Source organism: Erwinia billingiae Eb661 (assembly GCF_000196615.1).
GTDB classification, from domain to species: domain Bacteria; phylum Pseudomonadota; class Gammaproteobacteria; order Enterobacterales; family Enterobacteriaceae; genus Erwinia; species Erwinia billingiae.
Window position 1 is genome coordinate 3292545 of the sequence record NC_014306.1, and the last position, 26745, is coordinate 3319289.

Sequence of the window (26745 nt, forward strand, 5' to 3'; positions counted from 1 at the left end):
CTCCTGAATATGAATTGTTTCTCACGTGACTTAGAGCGTAGCAAACATCCCCGGCGTCGCTTCGACGATTTGTGGCAAAAGATGTGCGCGACAGGAATACTTACACCAGCTGAACGGTTATCCTTAATTCCTTCACTTTTGCGGTTGATAAACCCGCTAAAATAGAAAAATTCTGGGCCCCGTTTTTGGCCCTCGTGGACACAATTTTTGCACCGGAGAGCTGACACCAAGATGACTGCACAACGCCGTTCCCTCAAAATCTTGCCGATCCTGATTATCGCAGCGGTTGCCGCTGGCGGTTGGTACTGGTGGCACAGCAGCCACAGCAGCGCTGCCCCGGAAAAAACCGCTGACGCTCAGCAGCATAAGGGCGGTGAAGGTAAAAGCGGGGGCCGTCATGGTGGCACTGCCGCATTATCCCCGGTGCAGGCAGCCGAAGCGGTGCGCCAGAGCGTGCCGCAGTATCTTTCCGGACTGGGCACCGTCACCGCCGCCAACACCGTCACGCTGCGCAGCCGGGTCGATGGCGACCTGATGGCGCTGCATTTTACCGAAGGTCAGGAAGTGAAGGCCGGTCAGCTGATTGCCGAAATCGATCCGCGTCCTTATCAGGTCGCCCTCACTCAGGCGCAGGGACAGCTGGCAAAAGACCAGGCCACGCTGGCAAATGCCCGCCGCGATCTGGCCCGCTACGAGAAGCTGGCAAAAACCAATCTGGTCTCGCAGCAGGAAATGGATACCCAGCGCTCGCTGGTCAGCGAAACCCTCGGCACGATTAAAGCCGATGAAGGCAGCGTTGCCAGCGCCCAGTTAAATCTGACCTACAGCCGCGTCACCTCCCCTATCTCTGGCCGCGTCGGACTCAAGCAGGTCGACGTCGGCAACTACATCACCAGCGGCGATACCACCGGCATCGTGGTCATTACCCAAACGCATCCGATCGATCTGGTGTTCAGCCTGCCGGAAAATGACATCAGCACCATCCTGATGGCGCAAAAAGGCGGCCAGCCAATCCCGGTAGAAGCCTGGGACCGCAGCAATAAAAAACTGCTGACCAGCGGCACGTTACTCAGCATGGATAACCAGATTGATGCCACCACCGGCACGGTTAAGCTGAAGGCGCGCTTCGGTAACAACGACGATATGTTGTTCCCTAATCAGTTCGTGAACGCCCGCCTGAAGGTCAACACCCTGCAGGATGCGATTGTGATCCCGGCTGCGGCGCTGCAAATGGGCAATGAAGGAAACTTTGTCTGGGTGGTCAACGCAGAGGATAAAGTCAGTAAAAAACTGATCACTACCGGCTTACAGGATAGCCAGAAAGTGGTGGTCACCGCCGGACTGGATGCGGGCGAGCGTGTCGTCACCGACGGCATCGACCGCCTGACCGAAGGCACCAAAGTGGAAGTGGTGGCACCGCAGGCCACGCCGCTGACCTCAGGAAAAAGCGCTCTGCCGTCTAAAGGAGCCAGTTCCTGATGCAGGTTATGCCACCGAGCTCCACCGGCGGCCCGTCCCGCCAGTTTATTCTCCGCCCGGTTGCCACCACGCTATTGATGGTGGCGATCCTGCTGGCCGGTATTTTGGGCTACCGTGCCCTGCCCGTTTCAGCCCTGCCGGAAGTCGACTATCCCACCATTCAGGTCGTGACGCTGTATCCGGGTGCCAGCCCGGATGTGGTCACCTCGTCGATTACCGCCCCGCTTGAACGCCAGTTCGGCCAGATGTCCGGGCTGAAGCAGATGTCTTCGCAGAGTTCCGGCGGCGCATCGGTGGTCACTTTGCAGTTCCAGCTGACGCTGCCGCTGGATGTGGCCGAGCAAGAAGTGCAGGCCGCCATTAACGCCGCCACCAATTTGCTGCCGTCCGATCTGCCCAATCCGCCGGTTTACAGCAAGGTTAACCCGGCCGATCCGCCGATCATGACCCTTGCCGTTACCACTACCAGCATGCCGATGACCCAGGTTGAGGATATGGTGGAAACGCGGGTCGCGCAGAAAATCTCTCAGGTCTCGGGTGTCGGTCTGGTGACGCTGGCCGGCGGTCAACGCCCTGCGGTGCGGGTCAAGCTCAACGCGCAGGCGCTGGCAGCCCTGAATCTGGACAGTGAAACGGTGCGCACGGCGATCGCGAATGCCAACGTTAACTCCGCCAAAGGTAGCCTTGACGGCCCCGAGCGTTCAATCACGCTGTCGGCCAACGATCAGATGAAATCCGCTGAGGATTACCGTCAGCTGATCGTCGCCTATCAGAACGGCTCAGCCGTGCGGCTGCGCGATGTGGCGACTGTTGAGCAGGGTGCGGAGAACAGCTGGCTCGGCGCATGGGCCAATCGTCAGCCGGCCATTGTGCTGAATATCCAGCGTCAGCCTGGCGCCAACATCATTACCACCGCCGACAGTATTCGCCAGATGCTGCCGTCGCTGACCGCCTCACTGCCAAAATCGGTTGAGGTCAAAGTCCTGACCGATCGCACCACCAATATCCGCGCTTCCGTGCATGACGTGCAGTTTGAGCTGATGCTGGCGATTGCGCTGGTGGTGATGATCATCTATCTGTTCCTGCGTAACGTGCCGGCGACCATCATTCCGGCCGTTGCCGTTCCGCTGTCGCTGGTCGGCACCTTCGCAGTGATTTATTTCCTGGGTTTCTCGATCAACAACCTGACGCTGATGGCGCTGACCATCGCCACCGGCTTTGTGGTGGATGATGCGATCGTGGTGATCGAGAACATCTCCCGTTATATTGAGAAAGGCGAAAAGCCGATGGCCGCGGCGCTAAAAGGCGCGGGCGAAATTGGCTTTACCATCATTTCCCTGACCTTCTCGCTGATTGCAGTGTTAATCCCGCTGCTGTTTATGGGCGATATCGTCGGTCGGCTGTTCCGTGAATTTGCCGTGACGCTGGCGATCTCCATTCTGATTTCCGCCGTGGTGTCGCTGACCCTGACCCCAATGATGTGCGCGCGCATGCTGAGCGTGGAGTCGTTACGCAAACAGAACCGCTTCTCGCGCGCCAGTGAAGCGATGTTTGACCGCATTATTGCCGGTTATGGGCATTTTCTGCGCCGGGTGCTGAATCATCCGTGGATAACGCTAGGCGTGGCGCTGGGCACGCTGGCGATCACCGTGCTGCTGTGGATCACCATTCCGAAAGGCTTCTTCCCGGTGCAGGATAACGGCATCATCCAGGGCACGCTGCAGGCTCCACAATCGGTTTCCTACGCCAATATGGCGCAGCGCCAGCAGCAGGTTGCCTCAATCATCATGAAGGATCCGGCGGTGCAAAGCCTGACCTCTTTCGTCGGCGTCGACGGCACCAACCCGGCGCTGAACAGCGGGCGACTGCAGATCAACCTGAAACCGCTGGATCAGCGTGATGACCGCATTCCGGTGGTGATCGACCGACTTCAGACGGAAATAGCCAAATTGCCCGGCGTGAATCTCTACCTGCAGCCGGTGCAGGATCTCACCATTGATACCACGGTCAGCCGCACGCAATATCAGTTTACCTTGCAGGCCGGTTCGCTCGAATCCCTCAGCCTGTGGGTGCCGAAACTGATTACTGCGCTGTCGACCTTGCCGGAGCTGAAAGATGTCAGCAGCGACTGGCAGGATCAGGGGCTGGAAGCCTATATCAAAGTGGATCGCGATAACGCCAGCCGTCTGGGTATCACCATGGCCGACGTGGATAACGCGCTGTATAACGCCTTTGGCCAGCGTCTGATCTCCACCATTTACACCCAGGCCAATCAGTATCGCGTGGTGCTGGAGCATGACACCTCAGCCACGCCAGGCCTTGCCGCGCTGGATGGCATTCGCCTGAACAGCACCTCTGGCGGCATGGTGCCGTTGAGCGCGATCGCCACCGTTGAGCAGCGTCATGGGGCGTTGAGCATTAACCATCTCGATCAGTTCCCTTCAACCACCTTCTCGTTCAACGTGCGCGACGGTTACTCGCTGGAACAGGCGGTCAATGCCATCAGCAAAACCGAGCAGGATCTGGCAATGCCGTCGGAGATCATGACCGAGTTCCAGGGCAGCACGCTGGCTTTCCAGGCGGCGCTGTCCAGCACCATCTGGCTGATCGTGGCGGCAATCGTGGCGATGTATATCGTCCTTGGCGTGCTGTATGAAAGCTTTATCCACCCGATTACCATTCTGTCTACGCTGCCAACCGCGGGCGTGGGCGCGCTGCTGGCACTGATGCTGAGCGGTCACGAACTGGACGTGATCGCCATTATCGGCATCATTCTGCTGATTGGTATCGTGAAGAAAAACGCCATCATGATGATCGACTTTGCGCTGGCCGCCGAGCGGGAACAAGGTATGGCGCCGTATGACGCGATTTATCAGGCCTGCCTGCTGCGTTTCCGCCCGATCCTGATGACCACGCTGGCGGCATTGCTGGGTGCCTTGCCGCTGATGCTGAGTACCGGCGTCGGTGCAGAGCTGCGCCGTCCGCTGGGCGTGGCGATGGTCGGCGGTCTGGTGGTCAGCCAGGTACTGACGCTGTTCACCACGCCGGTGATTTATCTGCTGTTTGACCGACTGGCCCACGCTACCCGTCGTCGCTTCAGGCAGGAGGAAGCGCAGTGAGGTTTTTCGCGCTGTTTATCCATCGCCCCGTGGCGACGATTCTACTGACCATCGCCATCCTGCTGGCGGGCGTATTGGGATTCAGGCTGCTGCCTGTCGCCCCACTGCCGCAGGTGGATTTCCCGGTGATCGTCATCAGTGCGTCGCTGCCCGGCGCCTCACCGGAAACCATGGCGTCGTCAGTGGCCACCCCGCTGGAACGCTCGCTGGGACGTATCGCGGGCGTCAGTGAAATGACCTCCACCAGCTCATTGGGCAGCACCCGCATCATCCTGGTATTCGACTACGATCGCGATATCAACGGTGCCGCGCGGGATGTTCAGGGCGCGATTAACGGCGCGCAAAGCCTGTTGCCTACCGGGATGCCCAGCCGCCCTACCTACCGCAAGGCCAACCCTTCCGACGCCCCGATTATGATTATGGCGCTGACCTCGGACACCTATTCCCAGGGTCAGCTGTATGACTATGCCTCTACGCAGCTGGCGCAAAAGCTGTCGCAAATCGACGGTGTGGGTGACGTCACCGTGGGCGGCAGTTCACTGCCTGCGGTGCGTGTCGACCTCAATCCGCAGGCGCTGTTTAATCAGGGCGTCTCGCTGGATGCGATTCGAGAAACCATCGCCAATGCCAACCAGCGCAGACCGCAGGGCGCGATTGAAGATCATCAGCAGCGCTGGCAACTGAAAACCAACGACGAGCTGCAAAAGGCGGCGGATTATCAGCCGCTGGTGGTGCATTACAATGCCGGCGCAGCAGTACGTTTGCAGGATGTGGCTAACGTCACCGACTCGGTTCAGGACGTCCGCAACGCCGGGATGTCGAACGCCAAACCGGCAATCCTGTTGCTGATCCGCAAGCTGCCCGAAGCCAATATCATCGATACGGTTGACCGTATCCGCGCCGAAGTGCCTGAACTCAGCAATATCATTCCGGCCTCAATCCATCTGGAAATCGCCCAGGATCGCTCGCCCACAATCCGCGCCTCGCTGGCAGAGGTGGAACAGTCGCTGGCAATCTCGGTCGGGCTGGTGATCCTGGTGGTGTTTGCGTTTTTACGCTCGGGTCGCGCCACGCTTATCCCGGCGGTGGCCGTGCCGGTGTCGCTGATTGGCACCTTTGCCGCCATGTACCTGTGCGGCTTTAGCCTGAATAACCTGTCATTGATGGCATTGACCGTTGCCACCGGGTTTGTGGTGGATGATGCCATCGTGGTGCTGGAGAACATTTCCCGCCATGTGGAAGCGGGTATGAAGCCGCTGCAGGCCTCGTTACAGGGCGTGCGGGAAGTGGGTTTTACCGTGCTGTCGATGAGCCTGTCGCTGATTGCCGTTTTCCTGCCGTTGCTGATGCTTGGCGGTCTGATTGGCCGCTTCTTTAAGGAATTTGCCGTCACGCTGTCGGTATCAATAGCGATATCGCTGGTGATTTCCCTTACCCTGACGCCGATGATGTGCGCCAGGCTGCTGCGCGCGCATCCGCAACGCGAGCAAGGCCGGGTGCGGGGCTTTGGCCGCGTGCTCAACGCCATTCAGCAAGGCTACGGCCGCTCGCTGAACTGGGTGCTCAATCACTCCCGCTGGACGCTGCTGGTGTTTCTCGCCACCATCGGCCTGACGGTTTATCTGTATATCTCCATCCCGAAAACCTTTATGCCCGAGCAGGATACCGGCCGGGTGATGGGCTTTATTCAGGCCGATCAGAGCATTTCGTTCCAGGCGATGCGCGGCAAGCTGGAAGGCTTTATGAAGATTGTCCGCGACGATCCGGCGGTGGAAAGCGTGGTCGGCTTTACCGGCGGCTCGCGCACCAACAGCGGATCGATGTTTATCTCCCTTAAGCCGTTAAGCGAGCGCAGTGAAAATGCGCAGGAAGTGATTGCCCGGCTGCGCATCAAGCTGGCCAAAGAACCTGGCGCGAGTCTGTATCTGATGGCGGTACAGGATCTGCGGGTGGGCGGACGGGAATCGAACGCCGGGTATCAGTACACGCTGCTGTCAGACAATCTCGACGACCTGCGGATCTGGGAGCCGAAAATTCGCGAGGCTTTTGCGGCGCTGCCGGAGCTGGCGGATGTGAACTCCGATCAGCAGGATAAAGGCTCGGAAATGGCGTTGACCTACGATCGTGAAACCATGACCCGACTGGGCATTGACGTGACGGATGCCAATAACCTGCTGAACAATGCCTTCGGCCAGCGGCAGATTTCCACCATTTATCAGCCGCTCAATCAGTACAAAGTGGTAATGGAAGTGGATCCGCGCTACACCCAGGACATCAGCTCGCTGGATTTGATGTACCTGATTAACAACGATGGCAAAGCCATTCCGCTCTCTTACTTTGCCAAATGGCTCCCGGCCAACGCGCCGTTGTCGGTAAATCATCAGGGACTGTCGGCTGCCTCGACCATCTCCTTTAACCTGCCAGAAGGAGTGTCGCTTTCTCAGGCTTCCGATGCCATTGACCGCAGCATGACCACGCTGGGCGTGCCGACCTCGGTGCGGGGCAGCTTTGCCGGTACTGCGCAAGCCTTCGAGCAAAGCCAGAACAGCCAGGTGTGGCTGATTATCGCCGCCATCGCCACGGTGTATATCGTGTTAGGCATCCTGTATGAAAGCTACGTGCATCCGCTGACCATCCTCTCCACGCTGCCCTCCGCAGGTGTGGGCGCGCTGCTGGCGCTGGAACTGTTTAGCGCGCCGTTCAGTCTGATTGCACTGATCGGCATTCTGCTGCTGATAGGTATCGTCAAAAAGAACGCCATCATGATGGTCGATTTTGCGCTGGAGGCGCAGCGTAACGGCAACCTGACCGCCCGCGAGGCGATTTTCCAGGCGAGCCTGCTGCGCTTCAGGCCAATCATGATGACCACGCTGGCGGCGCTGTTAGGTGCCTTGCCGCTGGTGCTGACGTCCGGTGATGGGGCAGAACTGCGCCAGCCGCTGGGGATTACCATTGTCGGCGGGCTGGTGATGAGCCAGCTGTTAACGCTATACACCACGCCGGTGGTTTATCTGTATATGGATAAACTGCGTCGCCGGCCACGTCAGGAACTCGTCCAGTCATGAATACGCTTCCTTCCACCGTGCGCTGGCAACTGTGGATCGTTGCCTTCGGCTTCTTTATGCAGGCGCTGGATACCACCATCGTCAACACTGCCCTGCCCTCGATGGCGGTAAGCCTGAACGAGAACCCGCTGAATATGCATTCGGTGATCGTCTCCTATGTGCTGACGGTGGCGGTGATGCTGCCGGTCAGCGGCTGGCTGGCCGACCGGTTCGGGGTGAGGAACGTGTTCTTCAGCGCCATCATTCTGTTCAGCGTCGGCTCGCTGTTTTGCTCAATGGCCAGCTCGCTGGATCAACTGATTATGGCGCGTGTGGTACAGGGCATTGGCGGCGCGATGATGGTGCCGGTCGGCAGGTTAACGGTGATGAAGCTGGTCCCGCGCGAGCAATATATGGCGGCGATGACCTTTGTGACCTTGCCGGGCCAGGTCGGCCCGCTGCTCGGCCCGGCGTTGGGTGGCGTGCTGGTGCAGTACGCCAGCTGGCACTGGATTTTCCTGATCAATATTCCGGTGGGCATCATTGGCGCCATTGCGACCCTGATGCTGATGAAAAATATGAGCCTGCCGCCACGTAAATTCGACTTTCTCGGCTTTATTCTGCTGGCCGCAGGGATGGCAACCTTAACGCTGGCCCTCGACGGCCAACGGGGCTTAGGGGTTTCGCCGCTGTTGCTCTGTCTGTTTATCCTGATTGGCGTGTTCTCATTGCTGTTCTATCTGATGCACGCCCGAGGCAACGAGCGGGCGTTGTTCAGCCTGAAGCTGTTTGATAACCGCATCTATTCCATTGGGCTGTTAGGCAGTTTTACCGGTCGCATCGGTAGCGGCATGCTGCCGTTTATGACGCCGATCTTCCTGCAGGTGGGCATGGGATACACGCCGTTCCATGCCGGGCTGATGATGATCCCGATGGTCCTCGGCAATATGGGGATGAAGCGCATCGTGGTGCAGATCGTTAACCGCTTTGGCTACCGTAACGTGCTGGTGGGCGCCACCATTGGCCTGGCGCTGGTGGTGCTGTTATTCCCGGCGGTGGCATTGATGGGCTGGGATTACCTGCTGCCGGTCGTGCTGTTCCTGCAGGGCATGGTCAATGCCATTCGCTTCTCCTCGATGAATACCCTGACGCTGAAAGAGCTGCCGGACGATCTCGCCAGCAGCGGCAACAGTCTACTGTCGATGATCATGCAGCTGTCGATGAGTATCGGCGTGACGGTGGCCGGGCTGATGCTGGGGACCTTTGGTCATCAGGCGGTGACTGACAGCGCGGCGGTGCATCAGGCCTTTATTTATACTTATCTGTGCATGGCGGTGGTGATCGTTCTGCCCGCGCTGGTGTTCTGGCGCGTGCCGCTGGATGTCAGTAAAAACGTGGTGTTGAGCCGCAAGAGGAAGTCTTAATGTTTGCAAAATTGCGTATCGGCATCACCGCCAAGCTGTTCGCGGCGATTTTTTCCACCTGCCTGCTGGTGCTGGTCACCATGCACTGGGGCGTGCGGCTGAGCTTTGAGCATGGCTTTATTGATTACATCAAGAAAGGCAACGAGCAGCGGCTGGTGATGCTGAGCGATGCGTTGTCCGATCAGTATGAGCAGCACGGCAACTGGGATTTCCTGCGTCACAATAACAAGCTGGTGTTTCAGATCCTGCATTCGCTGGAGCAAAATCCAGACTCCAACTCTCAGCTTCCGCCGCACGGCTGGCGGACACAGTTTTGGATTATCGATCAGCAATATCACGTGATGATTGGCCCGCGCGGCCCGGTGCCGCCCGAGGGGTCGCGCCGCAATATCACCACCAGCGACGGGCACATTGTCGGTTGGGTGATCGGTTCGCCGCCTGAGCGCCTGACCCGCAGCGCGGATATCAACTTCGATCAGCAGCAGAAGCGCACCAGCTGGATCATCTCGGGGCTGGCGATGCTGCTGGCCGCGCTGGTCACCTGGCTGATGTCGCGGGGCTTGCTTGCGCCGGTTAAGCGGCTGGTGGAGGGCACCCATCAGCTGGCCGCCGGCGACTTTACCAGCCGGGTGCAGGCCAACAGCCGCGATGAACTGGGCCGGCTGGGGCAGGACTTTAACCGGCTGGCCAGTACGCTGGAGAAAAACGAGAGTATGCGCCGCGCCTTTATGGCCGATATCTCTCATGAGCTGCGGACGCCGCTGGCGATCCTGCGCGGTGAACTTGAAGCGATTCAGGACGGCGTGCGCAAGCTGACGCCGGAGTCGATTGTTTCCTTACAGGGAGAAGTCAGTACGCTGACCAAGCTGGTGGACGATGTGCATCAGCTTTCCCTGTCTGATGAAGGTGCCCTCGCTTATCGCAAATGCAAAACGGACCTGGTGCCGCTGGTGGAACTGGTGGCGAGCAACTTCAACGGCCGCTATCAGAGCCGTAATCTTTCGCTCGATCTCCGTCTGCCGGAGCAGGCTCCGCTGTTTGGCGATCCCGATCGCCTGATGCAGTTATTTACCAACCTGATGGAAAACAGCCTGCGCTATACCGATGCCGGCGGCGGTCTGACCGTCACGCTGGTGTCACAAGCGGACCAGCAGATCCTGCATTTCGAGGATACCAGTCCGGGGATCACCGACGAGCAGCGGCAGCAAATTTTCGAGCGATTCTTCCGTGCGGAAAGTTCGCGAAATCGTGCCAGCGGCGGCTCCGGGCTAGGGCTGGCTATCTGTCAGAACATCGTTGAAGCTCACGACGGCAGCATTGTTGCGGACCACTCCGATGCCGGAGGACTGAAAATTACGGTACACTTACCCTGCAATACTAACTAAAGAGGTGTGTCACCTCTTGTTAAGCAGATGAGTGTTATGGAACAGGAAACGCTTGCCCCGCTGATTTTAGTGGTTGAAGACGAACCCAAACTTGGCCAGCTGATGGTGGATTATCTTCAGGCGGCCAATTATCGCACCCACCATCTTCTGCGTGGAGATGAGGTGCTGGACTGGGTAAAACAGACGCCGCCGGACATGATCCTGCTGGACCTGATGTTACCCGGCATGGATGGCCTGACGGTTTGCCGCGAAATTCGCCGTTTCTCCGATTTGCCGATCATGATGGTCACTGCCAAAACCGAAGAGATCGATCGTCTGCTTGGGCTGGAAATCGGTGCGGATGATTACATCTGCAAACCGTTCAGCCCGCGTGAAGTGGTGGCCAGGGTTAAAACCATTCTCAAACGCTGCAAGCGGACGCCGGAAGAAGCGCAGAAAGCCTCACTGCTGGTCATCGATGAAAATCGCTTCCAGGCCAGTTGGGACCAGGGCCCACTCGATTTGACGCCTGCTGAGTTTCGTCTGCTAAAGACGCTGGCTCAGGAGCCTGGCAAGGTGTTCTCCCGGGAAATGCTGCTTAACCATCTTTATGATGATTACCGCGTGGTCACCGACCGGACCATCGACAGCCATATAAAAAACCTGCGCCGTAAACTGGAGCTGCTGGATTCCGACCAGCCCTTTATCCGCGCGGTCTACGGTATGGGTTACCGCTGGGAAGCAGATGTCTGCCGTTTGATCTAGGTCAATTTACATTACCCGTCCCAACCTCTACAATTCCCGCAAATTTTGTAAGGCCGTCACTGACGGCCTTTATTGCTTTCAAACCTGATAACCATTGTTGAACGTTCTTTGCCCCTCCTGCACGCTCATCCCCATTTGGATTTCGGGTTGCAGCAAGGCGGCAAGCAGCTTCATCCCCGGGAGCTTACTGAAGTAAGTGACTGGGGATGGAGCTGAGCAGCCAACGCAGCTGCAGCCCGAAAGACATTGGGGATCCCTCAAGAGATACTCACGTTGAAACCGGAATTATTATCCCCCGCCGGCACCCTGAAAAACATGCGCTTCGCCTTCGCCTACGGCGCTGACGCCGTCTATGCCGGCCAGCCACGTTACAGCCTTCGGGTGCGTAATAACGAATTCAACCACGAGAACCTGGCGCTGGGCATTAACGAAGCGCATGCGCTGGGTAAGAAGTTTTATGTGGTGGTAAATATCGCGCCGCATAACGCCAAGCTGAAAACCTTTATTCGCGATCTGCGCCCGGTGATCGAGATGGGCCCGGACGCGCTGATCATGTCCGATCCGGGCCTGATTATGCTGGTGCGTGACGCCTTTCCGCAGATGGACGTGCATCTTTCGGTGCAGGCTAACGCGGTGAACTGGGCAACGGTAAAATTCTGGCAGCAGATGGGCCTGACGCGCGTGATCCTTTCGCGCGAACTGTCTCTGGAAGAAATCGCCGAGATCCGTGAGCAGGTGCCTGAAATGGAGCTGGAGATTTTCGTGCACGGCGCGCTGTGCATGGCCTATTCAGGCCGCTGTCTGCTTTCCGGCTACATTAACAAACGCGATCCCAATCAGGGAACCTGCACCAACGCCTGCCGCTGGGAGTACAAGGTGCAGGAAGGCAAGGTGGATGATGTTGGGCAAATCGTGCAGCAATACCAGCCGATCCCGGTGAAGACCGTTGAGCCCACACTCGGCGCCGGTCAGCCAACTGACAAAGTCTATTTGATTGAAGAAGCGATGCGCCCTGGCGAACAGATGACCGCTTTCGAGGATGAGCACGGCACTTACATTATGAACTCGAAAGACCTGCGCGCCGTGGCGCATGTTGGTCGTCTGACGCAAATGGGCGTGCATTCGCTGAAGATCGAAGGCCGCACCAAGTCGCATTACTACTGCGCGCGCACCGCCCAGGTGTATCGCCGGGCAATTGATGATGCCGCGGCGGGCAAGCCGTTTGATGAGTCGCTGCTCGGCACGCTGGACGGTCTGGCGCATCGCGGCTACACCGAGGGTTTCCTGCGCCGTCACACCCACGACAGTTACCAGAATTATGACTATGGCCATTCTGCCTCTGACCGTCAGCAATTCGTTGGTGAATTTACCGGTGAGCGTCGCGGAGACAAAGTGCTGGTTGAGGTGAAGAATAAGTTCAGCGTCGGCGACAATCTTGAGCTGATGACCCCAGCAGGAAACGTTAATTTCGATCTGCCTGAGATGGTAAACACCAAGCTTCAGCCCACTCTCGTCGCGCCTGGCAACGGGCATTTTGTCTGGATCAGCGTGCCGGAAGATATCGATCTGACGTTCGCACTGTTAATGCGTAACTTCCCGGATGCATCGGCAGAACCGGCGATCGATGCAGTTGGATCAACGGCTTACGCCGATCCGGCTGCCCGTTGATTGTTCCAGACTGGATGGAAGGTCGCACCGGCTAGCGCAATAAAGTTACTTCGGGTTACTTTTATTAGAATTTGATCACATAACCCCAGGCCTTTTCTGGCTAGAATGCGCCTTGTCAAAAACGAGAATTCGAAACGGCAGTCTTTATCAGGAACCACCTCCTTGGCCCGTCCGGCTCCCCCGGACGGGCTTTTCTTTTGCCTGCGCGGCCTGGTTTTTCGTTGAGGGTGCAAAATGTGCTATAACTGAAGCACTTTTGGGCCTGAACGGGTCAGCACTGACGGGAAAACAGACATGGAACAACCAATTACGCTGGTGATACTGAACGGCAAAGGCGCAGGCAATGAAGACCTGCGTGAAGCCATTTTTACGCTGCGCAAGGAAGGTTATCCCATTGAGATCCGCGTCACCTGGGAACACGGAGACGGCGAGCGTTACGTGCGCGAAGCCGTAGCAATTCAGGCTGAGACCGTGGTAGCAGGCGGCGGCGATGGCACCATCAATGAGATTGCCACGGCGTTGGCGAAACTCGACGCCTCACAGCGCCCGGTGTTGGGCATTATCCCGTTAGGCACCGCCAATGATTTTGCCACCTCTGCCGGTATTCCGCAGGAGATGGAGAATGCGTTACGGCTGGCGATCGTCGGCAAAGCGACCCCGATCGATCTGGCACGGGTAAATCAGACGCACTATTTCATCAATATGGCCACTGGTGGTTTTGGCACCCGCATCACTACCGAAACGCCGGAAAAGCTGAAATCCGCACTGGGTGGCGTCTCCTACTTTATTCATGGGCTAATGCGCATGGATACGCTGAAAGCAGACAGCTGCGAGTTAAGCGGCCCGGACTTCCGTTGGGATGGCGATGCATTGGTGATCGGCATCGGTAATGGACGTCAGGCGGGTGGCGGTCAGAGGTTGTGCCCGGCCGCCCTGATCAATGATGGCAAGATTGAGGTCAGCATTGTCACCTCCAAAGAGATCCTGCCAACGCTGTTAAATTCGGTGATCGGGGGTGATGATGACAATCCCAATATCATTCGCGCCTCTCTGCCGTGGTTAGACATCACCGCGCCGCACGAGATGACTTTTAACCTCGACGGCGAACCGCTGAGTGGAAAATCATTCCACATTGAAGTGATGCCCGCCGCCATCGCCTGCCGTCTGCCGCCGTCGTGCGAGCTGCTGGCATAGGGTTAGGGTTTAGGGATAAGTTGCCTTCCTGGCTGGTGCCAAGGTCAGGGAGATTTGACCGCTGAGCGTTAGCAAGTTGTCTGGCTGATCGGGTGGTCTGCTCAGGGAGATTTGACTGCTGAGCGTTAGCAAGTTGTCTTGCTGATCTGGTGGTTTGCTCAGGAAGAGCAGGGTGAACGCAAAGTCGCCGTGCACCCATCCCTGGGGGCTCAGCAGCGGCATCCCTGCCGCTGATGCTTTGCTATCACCCTGCTCTCCCTTCCCCTAAGCTTCATTGTTGCCTGTTTGATAAGGGCCACACAAATCAACATCTATACCCAAACCAACATCGTTATCCCTTCCCATGTCGCTGTTCATTTCGCCATCGACTTTCCGGTTGCCCTTGACCTGTGTATCCCCTCAATTAGCTCACAACGCCGATGTTATAAGGTGGCAGCATAGTGCACGTTAGCCGAGTGTCTGCCGCAGGGATGCGGCAGCCAAGCCCCCAGGGAGGGGTTCACGGCGTCTCGGATAACGTGCACTATGCGGACGCCCTGACACCGAAGCCCTCTTTGCCCTTAACAAAAGAATCCCCACAAAAATCTAACCCTCTCATCTTCCATAAACTGCATTTTCACTACCCTTGCTCTTGACCTGTGTGACCATCAACCTGAACAAAAACGCCGATGTTATAAGGTGGCAGCATAGTGCACGTTAGCCGAGTGTCTGCCGCAGGGAAGCGGCAGCCAAGCCCCCAGGGATGGGTTCACGGCGTCTCGGATAACGTGCACTATGCGGACGCCATGACACCGAAGCCCTCTTTGCCCTTAACCCCTTCCCCCACACTCCCTTAATCCTCCCCTCTCAATCCCTTAGTCCCTGCCTTAGCAATTAACAATCTCCCCCAAACCCACCATCCTCAGTAACAAATGTGATCCCCGTCGAACATCCGACACTGGCACCTTGTATGGTAGTACGCCAGAGCGTATTTTTTCAGCATACTAAGTCCATAAGGAAATGCCATGAAAAGCATCGTCATCGAACGCCCGGGTGAATTGCAGGTCCAGGATCGTCCTGAACTGACTCCTGCCGCTGGCGAAGTCAGAGTGAAAGTTCAGTACGCCAGCATCTGCGGATCGGATGTGCATATCTGGCATGGCCATAACCCGTTTGCCCGCTATCCTCGCGTCATCGGCCATGAGTTCTTTGGCCGCATTGATGCGGTGGGTGAAGGTGTCGATGCGGCCCGTATCGGCCAACGCGTCGCCGTTGATCCGGTGGTCAGCTGTGGCCATTGCTACCCGTGCTCCATCGGCCGCCCTAACGTTTGCAGTGAACTGCAGGTGATTGGCGTGCATCGCGATGGCGGGTTCAGTGAGTATGCGGTGGCTCCTGCGGCCAATGCCTATACGCTGCCGGAAAGCATCCCGGACAAACTCGCCAGCCTGGTCGAACCGTTCACCATCGCCGCGAACATCACCGCTTTCCTTAAGCCGCAGCCTGATGACGTCGCGCTGATCTTTGGATCCGGCCCAATGGGATTAACCGCGATTCAGGTGCTGAAAGGCGTCTATAAGGTGCGCAAAGTGATTGTGGCGGACCGCCTGCCAGAACGCCTTGCGATGGCGAAAGCCAATGGCGCTGACGTGGTGCTGAATAACAGTGAAATCCCGCTGGCTGCTCAGCTCGAAGGCGAAATGCCGACGCTTATCATTGACGCCGCCTGCCATCCGGCAATCCTCGCGGAAGCCGCTGCGCTGGCCTCGCCTGCCGGACGTATCGGCCTGCTGGGCTTCTCGGGTGAAGCCTGCTCGATTACTCAGCAAAGCCTGACCAGCAAGGAACTGTCACTGTTTACCTCACGTCTCAACAGCCATCGCTTCCCTGAAGTGATTAGCTGGATGGAACAGGGCCTGATCCAGCCAGAAAAGCTGGTCACTCACTACTTCCCTCTCGCAGAAATTGAACACGCGATGACGCTGTTCGAAAAAGATCCACGTAGCTGCTGTAAAGTCATCTTAGCCGTGGAATAAACCCGGGCTTGCCGGTGCCTCACCGGCAAGAAAAGTCACCACTATTATAAGAATAATCAAGGAATTACTATGTTCAAAAACCTACGTTGGACTATCGTACTTCTGCTGTTTATGGTCTACATGATCAATTACCTCGATCGTGTTGCCCTCTCGCTGACGGTACCGATGATCGAAAAAGATCTGATGCTGAATGCCGAACAGTTCGGCCTGATTTTCGGCAGCTTCTTCTTCGGTTACGCCATCTTCAACTTCATCGGTGGCCTGGCGACCGACAAGTTCGGCCCGACCATCGTGATGGGCGTGGCGGTTGGCCTGTGGTCTCTGTTCTGCGGCCTGACGGCGGTGGCAACCGGCTTCTGGTCAATGCTGATCCTGCGCGTGCTGTTTGGTATGGCTGAAGGCCCGATCTGCGCCTCGGCGAACAAAGCCATTAACGGCTGGTTCCCGAAAAAACAGGCCGCCACGGCCATGGGCTTCCTCAGCGCCGGCTCGCCTCTCGGTGGCGCGGTCGCTGGCCCAATCATCGGCTATCTGGCACTGGCATTCGGCTGGCGTCCGGCGTTCATCATCATTTGCTCGGTCGGCATCGTCTGGATGGTTGTCTGGTTCCTGATTGCCTCCGATAACCCATTGAAAAGCCGTCGCGTTAGTCAGGATGAACGTGCCCTGATTGCCAAGCTGAAAGAAGAACAAACCACGCCGGAAGATGAGTTAGCGCAGGCGGCTCACGGCCTGGGTTACTATCTGCGCCAGCCGATTATCCTGGTTACCGCATTTGCCTTCTTCTGCTACAACTACATCCTGTTCTTCTTCCTGAGCTGGTTCCCGGCTTACCTGGTGCAGGCGCACAACCTCGATATCAAATCAATGAGTATCACCACCATGATCCCGTGGATCGTCGGCTTCGTTGGCCTGGCGCTCGGCGGACTGATTTCCGATAAAATCTTTAAAATCACCGGTAAGCTGCTGCTTTCACGAAAAATTGTGCTGGTCGTCTCGCTGCTGGCCGCTGCTATTTGTGTGGCGCTGGCAGGTTCTGTAAAAGGGACCTATCCAGCCGTGGCGCTGATGTCGGTTTCGATCTTCTTCCTGTACATCACCGGTGCCATCTACTGGGCGATTATCCAGGATGTGGTGCACAAAAGCCGCGTCGGCGGGATCAGCGGATTCATTCATCTGATCGGCAGCCTGTCTGGCATTGTCGGCCCGATTGTGACCGGCTATATCGTCCACCACACCGGCAAGTTCGACAGCGCCTTTGTGCTGGCGGGCGCGGTCGCAGCACTCGGTGCAGTACTGGTGTTCTTTGTTATCAAAAGCCCGAAGACGCAAAATAAAGCGGTTTCAGTGTGACATTCAGCGCGGGTTCTCCCGCGCCGTAACAGAAGGGATTATCGATGCTTTCACTTGACCATCTTTCTGCGGACGTGGTCCGCCCGGATTACGACCGCCAGAAGCTCAAAACGCGCATGGTGCATATCGGCTTTGGTGCCTTTCACCGTGCCCATCAGGCCGTTTGTAGCGACAGACTGGCCAGCGAACGCGGCAGTGACTGGGGTTACTGCGAAGTTAACCTCAACAGCGGCGAACTGATTCAGGCCCTGAAACAGCAGGATTACTGCTACACCGTGGCCGAAATGGCCGGTGACCAGATGGCGCTGCGGGTGATTGGCGTGGTGAAGGACGCTCTGCATGGCAAATCAGACGGCATTGATGCGGTAATTGAAGCGCTGGCGCAGCCGGACGTGGCAATCGTTTCGATGACGGTGACCGAAAAAGGCTACTGCTACGAACCGTCCAGCGGCAAGCTGGATCTGGCGCACCCGTCGATTGTCCATGACCTCGCTCATCCCGACGCCCCCACTTCCCTGCCGGGCATTATCCTTGCCGGCATCGTCCGTCGTCGCGAACGCAACCTGCCGCCGCTGAGCGTGATGTCCTGCGATAACATGCCGGAAAATGGCCACGTTACCCGCAACGTGGTGCTTGGTCTGGCGGAAAAACAGAGTCACGAACTGGCGGAGTGGATTGCGCAAGCACGTCACCTTCCCTTCCACCATGGTCGATCGCATTGTGCCGGCGATGACGGACGAAACCCATGCGGCGATGCGCGACAAACTCGGTTGCGACGATCCGGTCAGCGTAGTGTGCGAACCCTTCCTGCAATGGGTGATTGAGGACAACTTTGTCAGCGGCCGTCCTGAATGGGAAAAAGCCGGTGCAGAGCTGGTCAGCGACGTGCTGCCATTTGAAGAGATGAAACTGCGCATGTTGAACGGCAGCCACTCCTTCCTCGCTTACCTCGGTAATCTGGCCGGATATGAGCACATCAGTGATTGTATGGCTGACCCCTACTATCGTCAGGCCGCCCTGAGTCTGATGCTGGACGAACAGGCGCCCACCCTGAGCACTCAAGGCGTCGATCTGCCGGCGTATGCCAACTCGCTGATCGCCCGTTATGAAAACCTGGCGATTAAACACCGCACCGCGCAGATCGCTAACGATGGTTCACAAAAACTGCCCCAGCGCTGGCTGGACAGCATTCGCTGGCACCTGAAGCATGGCGGCAGCTACGACTTACTGGCGCTGGGCGTGGCGGGCTGGATGCGTTATGTCGGCTGTGTTGATGAGCAGGGTCAGCCGATTGAGATCCGCGATCCGATGCGCGATCGGCTGGCGCAACGCGTTGCAGAAACGGCGGATGGCGAGGCGCGGATTGCCGCCCTGCTGTCGTTAAAAGCGGTATTTGGCGAAGATCTGGCCGCTGAACCGGCATTCGTCGCAAAAGTGAACCATTTCTATCAGCTTTTACGCGAAAAAGGCGCCAAAGAGACGGTAAAAATTGCCCTGACGCAGGCTTAAGCGAATAAGCGCTGGCGAAGAGCCAGCGCCCTGTTTAGACTTAGACTTTCGTCCAGAAGGTATAGGGATATTACTTAATGTCTACCGCTTATATCATTACCGCCAACGAACCGGTAAATCAGCAAATTTACCGCTTCCTGCGCCAGGACATCGTGACCTGCGCGATCCCACCGGGTTCGCTGCTGTCAGAAAAAGAGGTTTCCTCGCGGTTCAGCGTTTCACGCCAGCCGGTGCGTGAAGCCTTTATTAAGCTTGCCGAAGCTGGGCTGGTGCAGGTTTTGCCCCAGCGCGGTACCTTCGTACGCAAAATTTCGGCCAAGCGCGTGGCGGATGGACGTTTTATCCGTGAAGCGGTAGAAGTGGCGGTGATCCGCCGGGCGGCTGTCGAGGCGTCTGCCGAATCGCTGGCCCAGCTTGAACACAATCTTCAGCTGCAGAAAATGGCCGCTGAGCGTCATGACAGCCAGGCCTTCTTACTGCTCGATGATGAGTTCCATCGCCTGATTGCGCAGAGCATAAACTGCGAGCTGTCATGGGAAACGGTCGAAAACATTAAAGCGGCCATGGATCGGGTGCGCTTCCTGACGTTAAGCAAAGTCTCCCCGCCGGAAAGCCTGATCCAGCAACATCAGGAGATTTATCAGGCGCTGGTAGCCAAAGATGTCGACGGCGCCGAGCACGCCCTGCGCCGTCACCTTCAGGAGATGATTTTCTCCATCACGCCGATTGCTGAGCAAAACAGCGAGTGGTTTGAAAAGCCGCTATAACGCTGGCCATCTCTGCGTCGGATAGAGTGCCATGCGGATATTGAACAGATAGAACAGTGGCCTGAACAGCGCCATATCTGCACGGCACAATGCCTCGGTCTTAACCAGCAGCTGATTCAACTCCATCAGCAACGATTGCGGCGGCTCAAGGTGAATATCCTTGAGCCGCTTTTTAAAGTACTGATTAATCTCAAACATCACCGCATCGGTTTCCAGCTGATGGTCTTTGATAATCGCCTGATGCCTGGCGTAAAAGTCATAGCAGTTCACCCCAAGCCAGATTTCGGTAATCAGATTGCCCCCCAGCGCCACGCCGGGCGAAGGATCGATGCGGTTACGCGGCAGGATGACGTTGATTTTATCGATCATGCTGGCGACATACTGCTGACGCGACAGCAGCGAAGAAGCGTTGATTTTGATTTCGCCGGTGAACTGCAGCAGCTCCTTAATCCCTTTACGCAACACGCGTCTGGCAGACCAGGCCGGCCTTCTGTTACGGATAATGGCCGTGACCAGCACCGCCAGTAAAATGCCCACCACGGTTGAGATCGAGGCATTAAGGATCGACAGCAGGTCGGGCTGCAAATCGTGCGTCATGCCGATAAAACCGGGGATCTGGGTGGCGATAATCAGCCCGATAAAGTTGGTCGACGGATTGGCGATGACCAGTCCCAGCGCCAGCAGTCCCGGCGCCAGACAGATAATCAGTGATTCAAAGGTTACGGTCATCGGGATCAGCAGCCCGACGTACAGCACGCTGATCACAATGGCGATCAATACCCCTTTCAGAAACACCTTCATCGAAGCGATTGGGCTGTCCATCGCCGCGAAGAACGAACAGACAACCGCGGCTATCATCGGCGTTGACGCGCCATCTTTCCAGCCGGTGCCAATCCAGAAAATACAGCCGATCATCGTGGCAGTGAACGCGGTGAAGGCCGATAACAGGATCAGCCCTTTATCGCGATGCTTCCTGATCAGCTTAAGCCTGCCGCGCTTTTTCTCCGGCGACAGCTGGCTAACGCGCTCGCGGGCGTTGAAATAGGAATCGGCAATGCGGATAAAATTCAGCAGCCTTTCCAGTAACCCAATCAGCAACAAACCTTCTTCCGCGTTCATTTCACCGCGGCCATACAACGCTTTGATCCGCTCCTGCGAGGCAGTGATGTCTGCCTCAATCGACTGCGCCTGGCCGCTTTGTTCCGGGCTGTTCAGCCAGACAAGGAAGTGACTGAACGACTCGGCGACAAAGTCCGGGAAGGTGATGCCCTGCTCCGCCAGCAGGCTCAGGCGCTTCTCAATCGCGGTCAGCGTTGGGATCAGATAGGAAAGATGTTGATACTGCGCGCTGACCAGACGGATGAGCTTGCGCGCGGAGTCCCCTTCATACACGCAATGGGTGATCAGGGTTTCAACCGCCACCGGATAGTTCGCCATCTGCACCAGGATTTGGTCCCTTTCGGGCGAGCTCTCTTTCGATTCAATGGTCAGCAGTTCGGTGCAGACGTTCTTTGCAGTGTCGAACCAGTTACTGACGCTGTTTTCCAACAGATTGCGCATCCGTACCGGGAAAACCAGCATATGCACCAGGCTGCTGCAGATAATCGCCACGGTAATTTCTTCGATACGGGAAATCACTGTATAGGTGATCGACAGCGGCGTGGTGACATCGGCAAAGCCCATGATCGCCGCGCTGTAGCCTGCCAGCATAAACACGTAGCTCTTCGGCGTGCGGTCATGCAGCGACAGATACAGGCAGCAGGCAACCCACAGCGAAACGCAGAGGCTGAACAGCATCGGATGGGTAACGGTTATCGGGTAGATCAGAAAGATAAAGATCCCGCCCAGCACGGTGCCAAGAAAGCGGAACAAGGCTTTCGACAGGGTGGAGGCAGAATACAGCTGTGAAATCACGTAAACCGAGACCATGGCCCAGGCCGGTTTATCCAGGTTCAGTTTCAGCGCGATATATAAGGCGATAAAGGCGGCAATGCAGGTTTTGACGGCAAATAACCACGCATTTTTAGATAACCACTTCATTATTTACTTCACGGCTCACGTCAGACTAAAGCGCTATTTTAGCGATTTTCAGGCAAGAGTGGAGAGGCTTAAGCATCGATAGTTTGTAACAAAATAATCACATAGGGTGAAAGATAAGGGGCTAATCATTGTCAACCCCTTATCGTTAGCGATTAAGCAATGGTGACGTCTTTCGCCAGATAGACATCCTGCACCGAATTGATCAGCGCCACGCCATCCTTCATCGATTTCTTAAAGGCTTTACGGCCCAAAATCAGCCCCATACCGCCCGCACGCTTGTTGATCACCGCGGTGCGCATAACGGCGCGACACCGAGGCCAGCACGCCATAAGTGGAGGCCACGCAGTTACAGCCCGACTCGATGGCCAGCTCGACGATCTTCTTTGGATCGAAATAGAGTGGATTGGCAGCAAATGACGCGCCCGCCAAGTGCTCGACGCCCTGATCGTCCGCTACCACCAGCGATGAAAATGGTGCACCGGGCCGATGCCCTTGCCGACTTCCAGCGAATCGGCCTGCTCCAGCGCGCCCTGTAACCAGCCCTTGGCGTCCTGCACCGTCGACACCCAGTTATCATGCCGGGGTCGCAGCGCGGCCAGCGCAGCGGAAAGCGTACAGCCGGTGCCATGGGTATGCTTTGTTGGCACGCGCGGCGCGGTAAAACGCTGCTCCAGCTGGCGGCTGAACAGCCAGTCCGGGCTTTCGGCATCGCTCAGATGTCCGCCTTTCATCAGCACCGCCTGGCAACCCAGCGCTAACAGCGCCCTTCCCTGTCGCCGCATCTCATCTTCGTTAGTGGCAACCGGACACTCCAGCAGCGCCGCCGCTTCCGGCAGATTTGGCGTGATCAGTGAAACGTGCGGCAACAGGCACTCACGCAGCGTGGCAACCGCCGTCGGCGAAAGCAGCGGATCGCCACTTTTCGCCAGCATCACCGTATCCAGCACAATCCACGGCACGGACGAGGCCTTCAGTCCTTCAGCCACCACCTTGACGATATCGCTGCTGGCTAACATGCCGATTTTTACGCTGTCGATGCGCACGTCGCTCAGCACGGAATGTAATTGTGCCGCGACAAAGTCGGGCTCAATGCGGTAAACCGACTGCACGCCACAGGTATTCTGCGCCACCAGCGCGGTGATCACGGTGGTGCCATAGGCACCCAGCGCCGAGAAGGTTTTCAGATCGGCCTGAATGCCCGCGCCACCGCTGGGATCGGTTCCGGCAATGCTCAGTGCGTTGATGCGCTTCATCCCTGAACCTCCAGAGTGAACAGCTCGTCGAGGAACAGCGCAACAAAACTGCCGGGACCCGCTGCCGCCATCGCCGCGCGTTCGCCTGCCAGGCTCATTATCCGGCAGGCGCTGGCAACGTGCGTTAACCGGTCGCCAGGCAGCGCGGCAAATCCGGCCACCACCGCCGACAACGCGCAGCCGGTGCCGACCACGCGGGTCATCAACGGCGAACCGCCAGCCACAGCCAGCACCCGTTGGCCATCGGTGACGTAATCCGTTTCCCCGGTGACCGCAACGATGGCGCCGGTGGTGCTGGCCAGCAGACGAGCGGCGTCCAGCGCCAGCGCCGAGTCATGCAGGCTGTCGACGCCGCGCCCGGAGGTTGCCTGGCGCGCCAGCGCCATGATTTCCGAGGCGTTGCCGCGAATAGCCGCAGGACGGTGTTCCAGCAGCTGCTGACAGAATTCAGTGCGGAAGGTCAATGCGCCGACGGCAACCGGATCCAGCGTCCAGGCACGCTGCGCCTTTCCGGCCGCGTGCACAGCGGCCAGCATCGCTGTACTGCGGGAATGGGTGAGCGTGCCGACGTTGACCAGCACGGCATCGGCAATGGCGCTGAACTGCGCGGCTTCGTCGGGATCAATCACCATCGCCGGCGATGCGCCCAGCGCCAGCAACACGTTGGCAGTAAAAGTCTGCACCACATCGTTGGTCAGGCAGTGAATTAACGGCGATTTTTCACGGAAGAGGTGGAGCGACGCCACGGCATCCGCCGCGACAAAGGTATGAGGTTGGTTCATGGTACAACTCCCAACCGGCGATCAAGAAGGCGATGCGGTCAGGCATCTGACTTCCCTCCGCTGGCATTATCCAGTTCAGGTTCGACGGGTTTTTCTCAGCCCTTTCTTTGGAAAGAAACGGCACCCCGAGTCATTTACTACGTGCTTTCAGCCGCCAGATTACGGGATGGCGCTTTTCTTTACCATCCCCCAGGCGTTAATCAGATCAACATTCCACCGCTACACCGGGATGCGGCGACCGATCTCCACCACACGGTCACTGGGCAGGTAGTAGTAGTCGGTCACATGCATGCCGTTGCGCGCCATCCAGCTGAAAATCACGCGCTGCCAGGCCGGCAGGCCGCCGCTACCTTCGCGTGGGATGATGTTTTCATGGCCCAGATAATAGGTGACATCCTCGGTATCCAGCTCGCAGTTATCCAGTTGCGGATAGCGTAACAGCGCAGGGATATTCGGCCGCTCCATAAAGCCATACACCGCCAGCGCGTGCCAGAAGCCCGGCGCAAGCTGGGTGACGGTTAAGCGCTCGTCGGCATTGATGCGCGGAACGTTGTCGATAGCGATCGTTAGCGACAGCACGTGCCCATGCAATGAGCCGTTTCGCTTCACCTGCCACTGCATCACCGGCGGCGTGCCCTCTTTCTCCCGCGTCAGAAACACCGCCGTGCCCGGCACTCTGGGTATGGCTTTTTCTTCCAGCATTGCCAGGAAGTCGTCCACCGAAATAAATTTTTCGTGCACCGCCCTGCTCGCCGCTTCCACGCCGCGGTGCCAGAGCAACATCACACCGTACACGACCAGCGCCAGGATCAGCGGCATATAGCCCCCCTCGAACACCTTACTCATATTGGCGACCAGGAAGCACAGGTCGATGACAAAGAACACACCGGCAATCAGCAGGCTGGTGAGCCGGTTCCAGCGCCACACCTCATGCATCGCAACATATAACAGCCCGGAGGTCATGATCATCGTCAGCGACACGGCGATGCCATAGGCTGCTGCCAGCTTGTCGGAAGATTTGAAGAACACCGCGAGGAAGATGGTCACCACCATCAGCAACCAGTTAATCGCCCCGATATAGATTTGCCCGTAGCTCTCTTCGGTAGTCTGTTTAACCCGCAGCCTCGGCAGCCAGCCTAGCTGAATTGCCTGACGGGTCATGGAAAACGCACCGCTGATAATCGCCTGACTGGCAATGATGGTGGCGAGCGTGGCGAGGATCACCAGCGGGATTTGCAATACCGGCGGGCAAAGCCGGAAGAAAATATTTTGCGTTACGTCAGCACCTGAAAGCAGTAACGCTGCCTGTCCGGCGTAGTTGAGCAGCAAGCTGGGAAAGACGATAGCAAACCAGGCCAGCCAAATCGGCTTTTTGCCAAAATGGCCCATATCGGCATACAGCGCTTCCGCACCGGTGACGCAAAGGAATACGCCGCCGAGCACCAGAAAGCTGACGATGCCGTTGGAGAAGAGAAAGTCGATACCGTACATCGGGTTGAGCGCCACCAGCACCGCAGGATGCTGCACAATCCCCCAGATGCCCAGGCCGGCGATAACCGCGAACCACAGCGCCATAATCGGACCAAAGACTTTGCCAATCTTCGCCGTGCCCAGCGGTTGAATGGCAAACAGCGCCAGCAGGATCACCACCGCGCCAGGCAGGATCCAGGGTTGTGATTCCGGCAGGATAATGGTCAGCCCTTCAAGGGCAGAGAGTACCGAGATCGCTGGCGTGATCGCACCGTCGCCATAGATCAGCGCCGCACCGAAAAGCCCGGCAAACAGCACCAGCGGTCGCCGTTTATCCTTGCGTACTAATAGCGACATCAGCGCCAGAATGCCGCCTTCGCCATGGTTGTCGATGCGCATCGCAAACAGGGCATACTTTACCGAGGTGATCATCACCATGGTCCAGAACAGCAGCGACAGCAGCCCGAGGATCACCTCCGGCGTGGGTCCTTCGCCCGACAAAGAGAGCACGGTTTTTAAGGTATACAGCGGGCTGGTGCCGATATCGCCAAATACCACCCCCAGCGCGCCGGCGGCAAGTACCGGCAGGCTAAGCGTATTTTCTTGTGTGTCCTGACTGGCGGTCATTGCGCCTTCCTTATGAAACCCCAATCTCTTTACACTGGCCTGGAGATGGGAAAGCGTCAACTTCGCCCAAGGACTCTTTTGGCTAACGGCCAACAATACGCTACTCTTGGGCATCATCCCGTCCTGAGCCGAGACAATACGCAACGCATTATGACCAGACCGCTTAATGAACAGTACGGCATCAGCGTGGCAGCGCTGAAGATGCTGCAATACCTGAAACAGATTTCACGCGGGGATCGGGGGTTTTCTATCCTCGACACCACGCTTAACCACCGTTGCAACGTGACGCCACCGGATAATTTTAAGGTGCTTGATGAGCTGTTTGAGGCCGGAAAAATTGACTACGACTATCGCGGCACCGGGCTTGATGGCGAACGGCATGTCAAGCCGGTCTGATAATCCCCGCGCGCGCCGGAGCCAGTCGTGAACGTTCGTCCCTTTACTGAGGCCGACCGCCCTTTCCTGCGCACGCTGTTTCTTGCGTCGCGCAAGGCAAACTGGCACTGGCTGGATGGCAGTGACTGGGCGCTGGAAGATTTTGATCGGGTCACGCTGGGCGAGCGCATCCTGGTGGCGGAAGACAACGGTCACCGCCTCGGATTTGCGGCGGTGTTACCTAACGATAATTTTCTGCACAGCCTGTTTATCGACCCCGACTGGCAGGGAAAGCACGTGGGCAGCCTGTTGCTGACCGCCGTGCAGGCGGCGTTCACCTCCACCGGCGCGTTGAAATGCATGAAGGCCAATCATCATGCGGTGGCCTTTTATCAACGGCATGGCTGGACGATAATTTCTGACGGCGAGAGTGAACACGGTGAGTACTGGCTGATGCATTTTGTGCGCTGAACGCTCTCCCGGCGATGAAACCGGGA

18 protein-coding genes, 2 pseudogenes and 1 riboswitch are annotated in these 26745 nt (G+C 57.4%); of the genes and pseudogenes, 14 read left to right on the forward strand and 6 right to left on the reverse strand.

Annotated features, from left to right (window positions below; genetic code table 11):
• Positions 1-231: 231 nt before the first annotated feature.
• The 12 genes and pseudogenes from EBC_RS16495 (at position 232) to EBC_RS16555 (ending at position 19701) form a co-directional block, all read left to right on the forward strand.
• Positions 232-1479, forward strand: coding sequence for an MdtA/MuxA family multidrug efflux RND transporter periplasmic adaptor subunit (locus tag EBC_RS16495; RefSeq protein WP_013202969.1), 1248 nt, complete (start codon positions 232-234; stop codon positions 1477-1479).
• Positions 1479-4598, forward strand: a complete 3120-nt coding sequence (locus tag EBC_RS16500) for an MdtB/MuxB family multidrug efflux RND transporter permease subunit (RefSeq protein ID WP_013202970.1) — start codon at positions 1479-1481, stop codon at positions 4596-4598. Before EBC_RS16495 ends, EBC_RS16500 begins: the two co-directional genes overlap by 1 nt.
• Positions 4595-7663: a multidrug efflux RND transporter permease subunit MdtC gene (gene mdtC, locus EBC_RS16505; RefSeq protein WP_013202971.1), complete on the forward strand. Its 3069-nt coding sequence runs from the start codon at positions 4595-4597 to the stop codon at positions 7661-7663. The genes EBC_RS16500 and mdtC overlap by 4 nt, the downstream gene beginning before the upstream one ends.
• Entirely contained in the window at positions 7660-9066 is a 1407-nt protein-coding gene (gene mdtD, locus EBC_RS16510) for an MFS transporter (RefSeq protein WP_013202972.1), read from the forward strand. The genes mdtC and mdtD overlap by 4 nt, the downstream gene beginning before the upstream one ends.
• On the forward strand, positions 9066-10451 hold the full coding sequence (gene baeS, locus EBC_RS16515; protein WP_013202973.1) for an envelope stress sensor histidine kinase BaeS: 1386 nt from the start codon (positions 9066-9068) through the stop codon (positions 10449-10451). The genes mdtD and baeS overlap by 1 nt, the downstream gene beginning before the upstream one ends.
• A gap of 36 nt (positions 10452-10487) precedes the next feature.
• Entirely contained in the window at positions 10488-11195 is a 708-nt protein-coding gene (gene baeR / locus EBC_RS16520) for an envelope stress response regulator BaeR (RefSeq protein WP_013202974.1), read from the forward strand.
• A gap of 273 nt (positions 11196-11468) precedes the next feature.
• Entirely contained in the window at positions 11469-12863 is a 1395-nt protein-coding gene (gene trhP / locus EBC_RS16525; RefSeq protein WP_013202975.1) for a prephenate-dependent tRNA uridine(34) hydroxylase TrhP, read from the forward strand.
• Positions 12864-13157: 294 nt separating this feature from the next.
• The gene (yegS, locus tag EBC_RS16530) at positions 13158-14057 is read left to right on the forward strand and encodes a lipid kinase YegS (protein ID WP_013202976.1); all 900 of its coding nucleotides are present in this window, start codon (positions 13158-13160) and stop codon (positions 14055-14057) included.
• 1004 nt (positions 14058-15061) lie between these two features.
• Entirely contained in the window at positions 15062-16072 is a 1011-nt protein-coding gene (locus EBC_RS16540) for a Zn-dependent oxidoreductase (RefSeq protein WP_013202977.1), read from the forward strand.
• Between the two features lie 69 nt (positions 16073-16141).
• The gene (locus EBC_RS16545) at positions 16142-17425 is read left to right on the forward strand and encodes an MFS transporter (protein WP_013202978.1); all 1284 of its coding nucleotides are present in this window, start codon (positions 16142-16144) and stop codon (positions 17423-17425) included.
• A 44-nt stretch (positions 17426-17469) separates the two neighbouring features.
• Positions 17470-18934: pseudogene (locus EBC_RS16550) on the forward strand (mannitol dehydrogenase family protein).
• A gap of 77 nt (positions 18935-19011) precedes the next feature.
• On the forward strand, positions 19012-19701 hold the full coding sequence (locus EBC_RS16555; RefSeq protein WP_013202981.1) for a GntR family transcriptional regulator: 690 nt from the start codon (positions 19012-19014) through the stop codon (positions 19699-19701).
• Here EBC_RS16555 and EBC_RS16560 read toward each other — a convergent pair.
• From EBC_RS16560 to EBC_RS16575, 6 genes and pseudogenes are all read right to left on the reverse strand, one after another.
• A complete protein-coding gene (locus tag EBC_RS16560; protein ID WP_013202982.1) occupies positions 19696-21741 on the reverse strand; it encodes an FUSC family protein in 2046 nt (681 codons plus the stop codon). The two genes, EBC_RS16555 and EBC_RS16560, sit on opposite strands and share 6 nt — an antisense overlap.
• 152 nt (positions 21742-21893) lie before the next feature.
• Entirely contained in the window at positions 21894-22040 is a 147-nt protein-coding gene (locus EBC_RS26340) for a fructose-bisphosphate aldolase class I, fragment (protein WP_013202983.1), read from the reverse strand.
• Positions 22030-22188 (reverse strand): annotated as a pseudogene (locus EBC_RS26345) (class I fructose-bisphosphate aldolase); the annotation flags it as partial. The gene EBC_RS26340 and the pseudogene EBC_RS26345, both read right to left, overlap by 11 nt.
• A 5-nt stretch (positions 22189-22193) precedes the next feature.
• On the reverse strand, positions 22194-22994 hold the full coding sequence (gene thiD, locus EBC_RS16565; protein ID WP_013202984.1) for a bifunctional hydroxymethylpyrimidine kinase/phosphomethylpyrimidine kinase: 801 nt from the start codon (positions 22992-22994) through the stop codon (positions 22194-22196).
• The gene (gene thiM, locus EBC_RS16570; RefSeq protein WP_013202985.1) at positions 22991-23776 is read right to left on the reverse strand and encodes a hydroxyethylthiazole kinase; all 786 of its coding nucleotides are present in this window, start codon (positions 23774-23776) and stop codon (positions 22991-22993) included. The genes thiD and thiM overlap by 4 nt, the downstream gene beginning before the upstream one ends.
• 35 nt (positions 23777-23811) lie before the next feature.
• Positions 23812-23914: riboswitch (TPP riboswitch) on the reverse strand.
• Positions 23915-23995: 81 nt separating this feature from the next.
• Positions 23996-25873 (reverse strand): potassium transporter Kup, encoded by a 1878-nt coding sequence (locus tag EBC_RS16575; protein WP_013202986.1) that lies wholly within the window; start codon positions 25871-25873, stop codon positions 23996-23998.
• Between the two features lie 150 nt (positions 25874-26023).
• On the opposite strand from EBC_RS16575, the gene EBC_RS16580 reads away from it, so the two are divergent.
• On the forward strand, positions 26024-26269 hold the full coding sequence (locus EBC_RS16580) for a hypothetical protein (protein WP_013202987.1): 246 nt from the start codon (positions 26024-26026) through the stop codon (positions 26267-26269).
• A gap of 27 nt (positions 26270-26296) precedes the next feature.
• Positions 26297-26719 carry a GNAT family N-acetyltransferase gene (locus EBC_RS16585; RefSeq protein ID WP_013202988.1) on the forward strand — a complete coding sequence of 141 codons (423 nt, stop codon included), beginning with the start codon at positions 26297-26299 and terminating at the stop codon, positions 26717-26719.
• Positions 26720-26745: the final 26 nt, after the last annotated feature.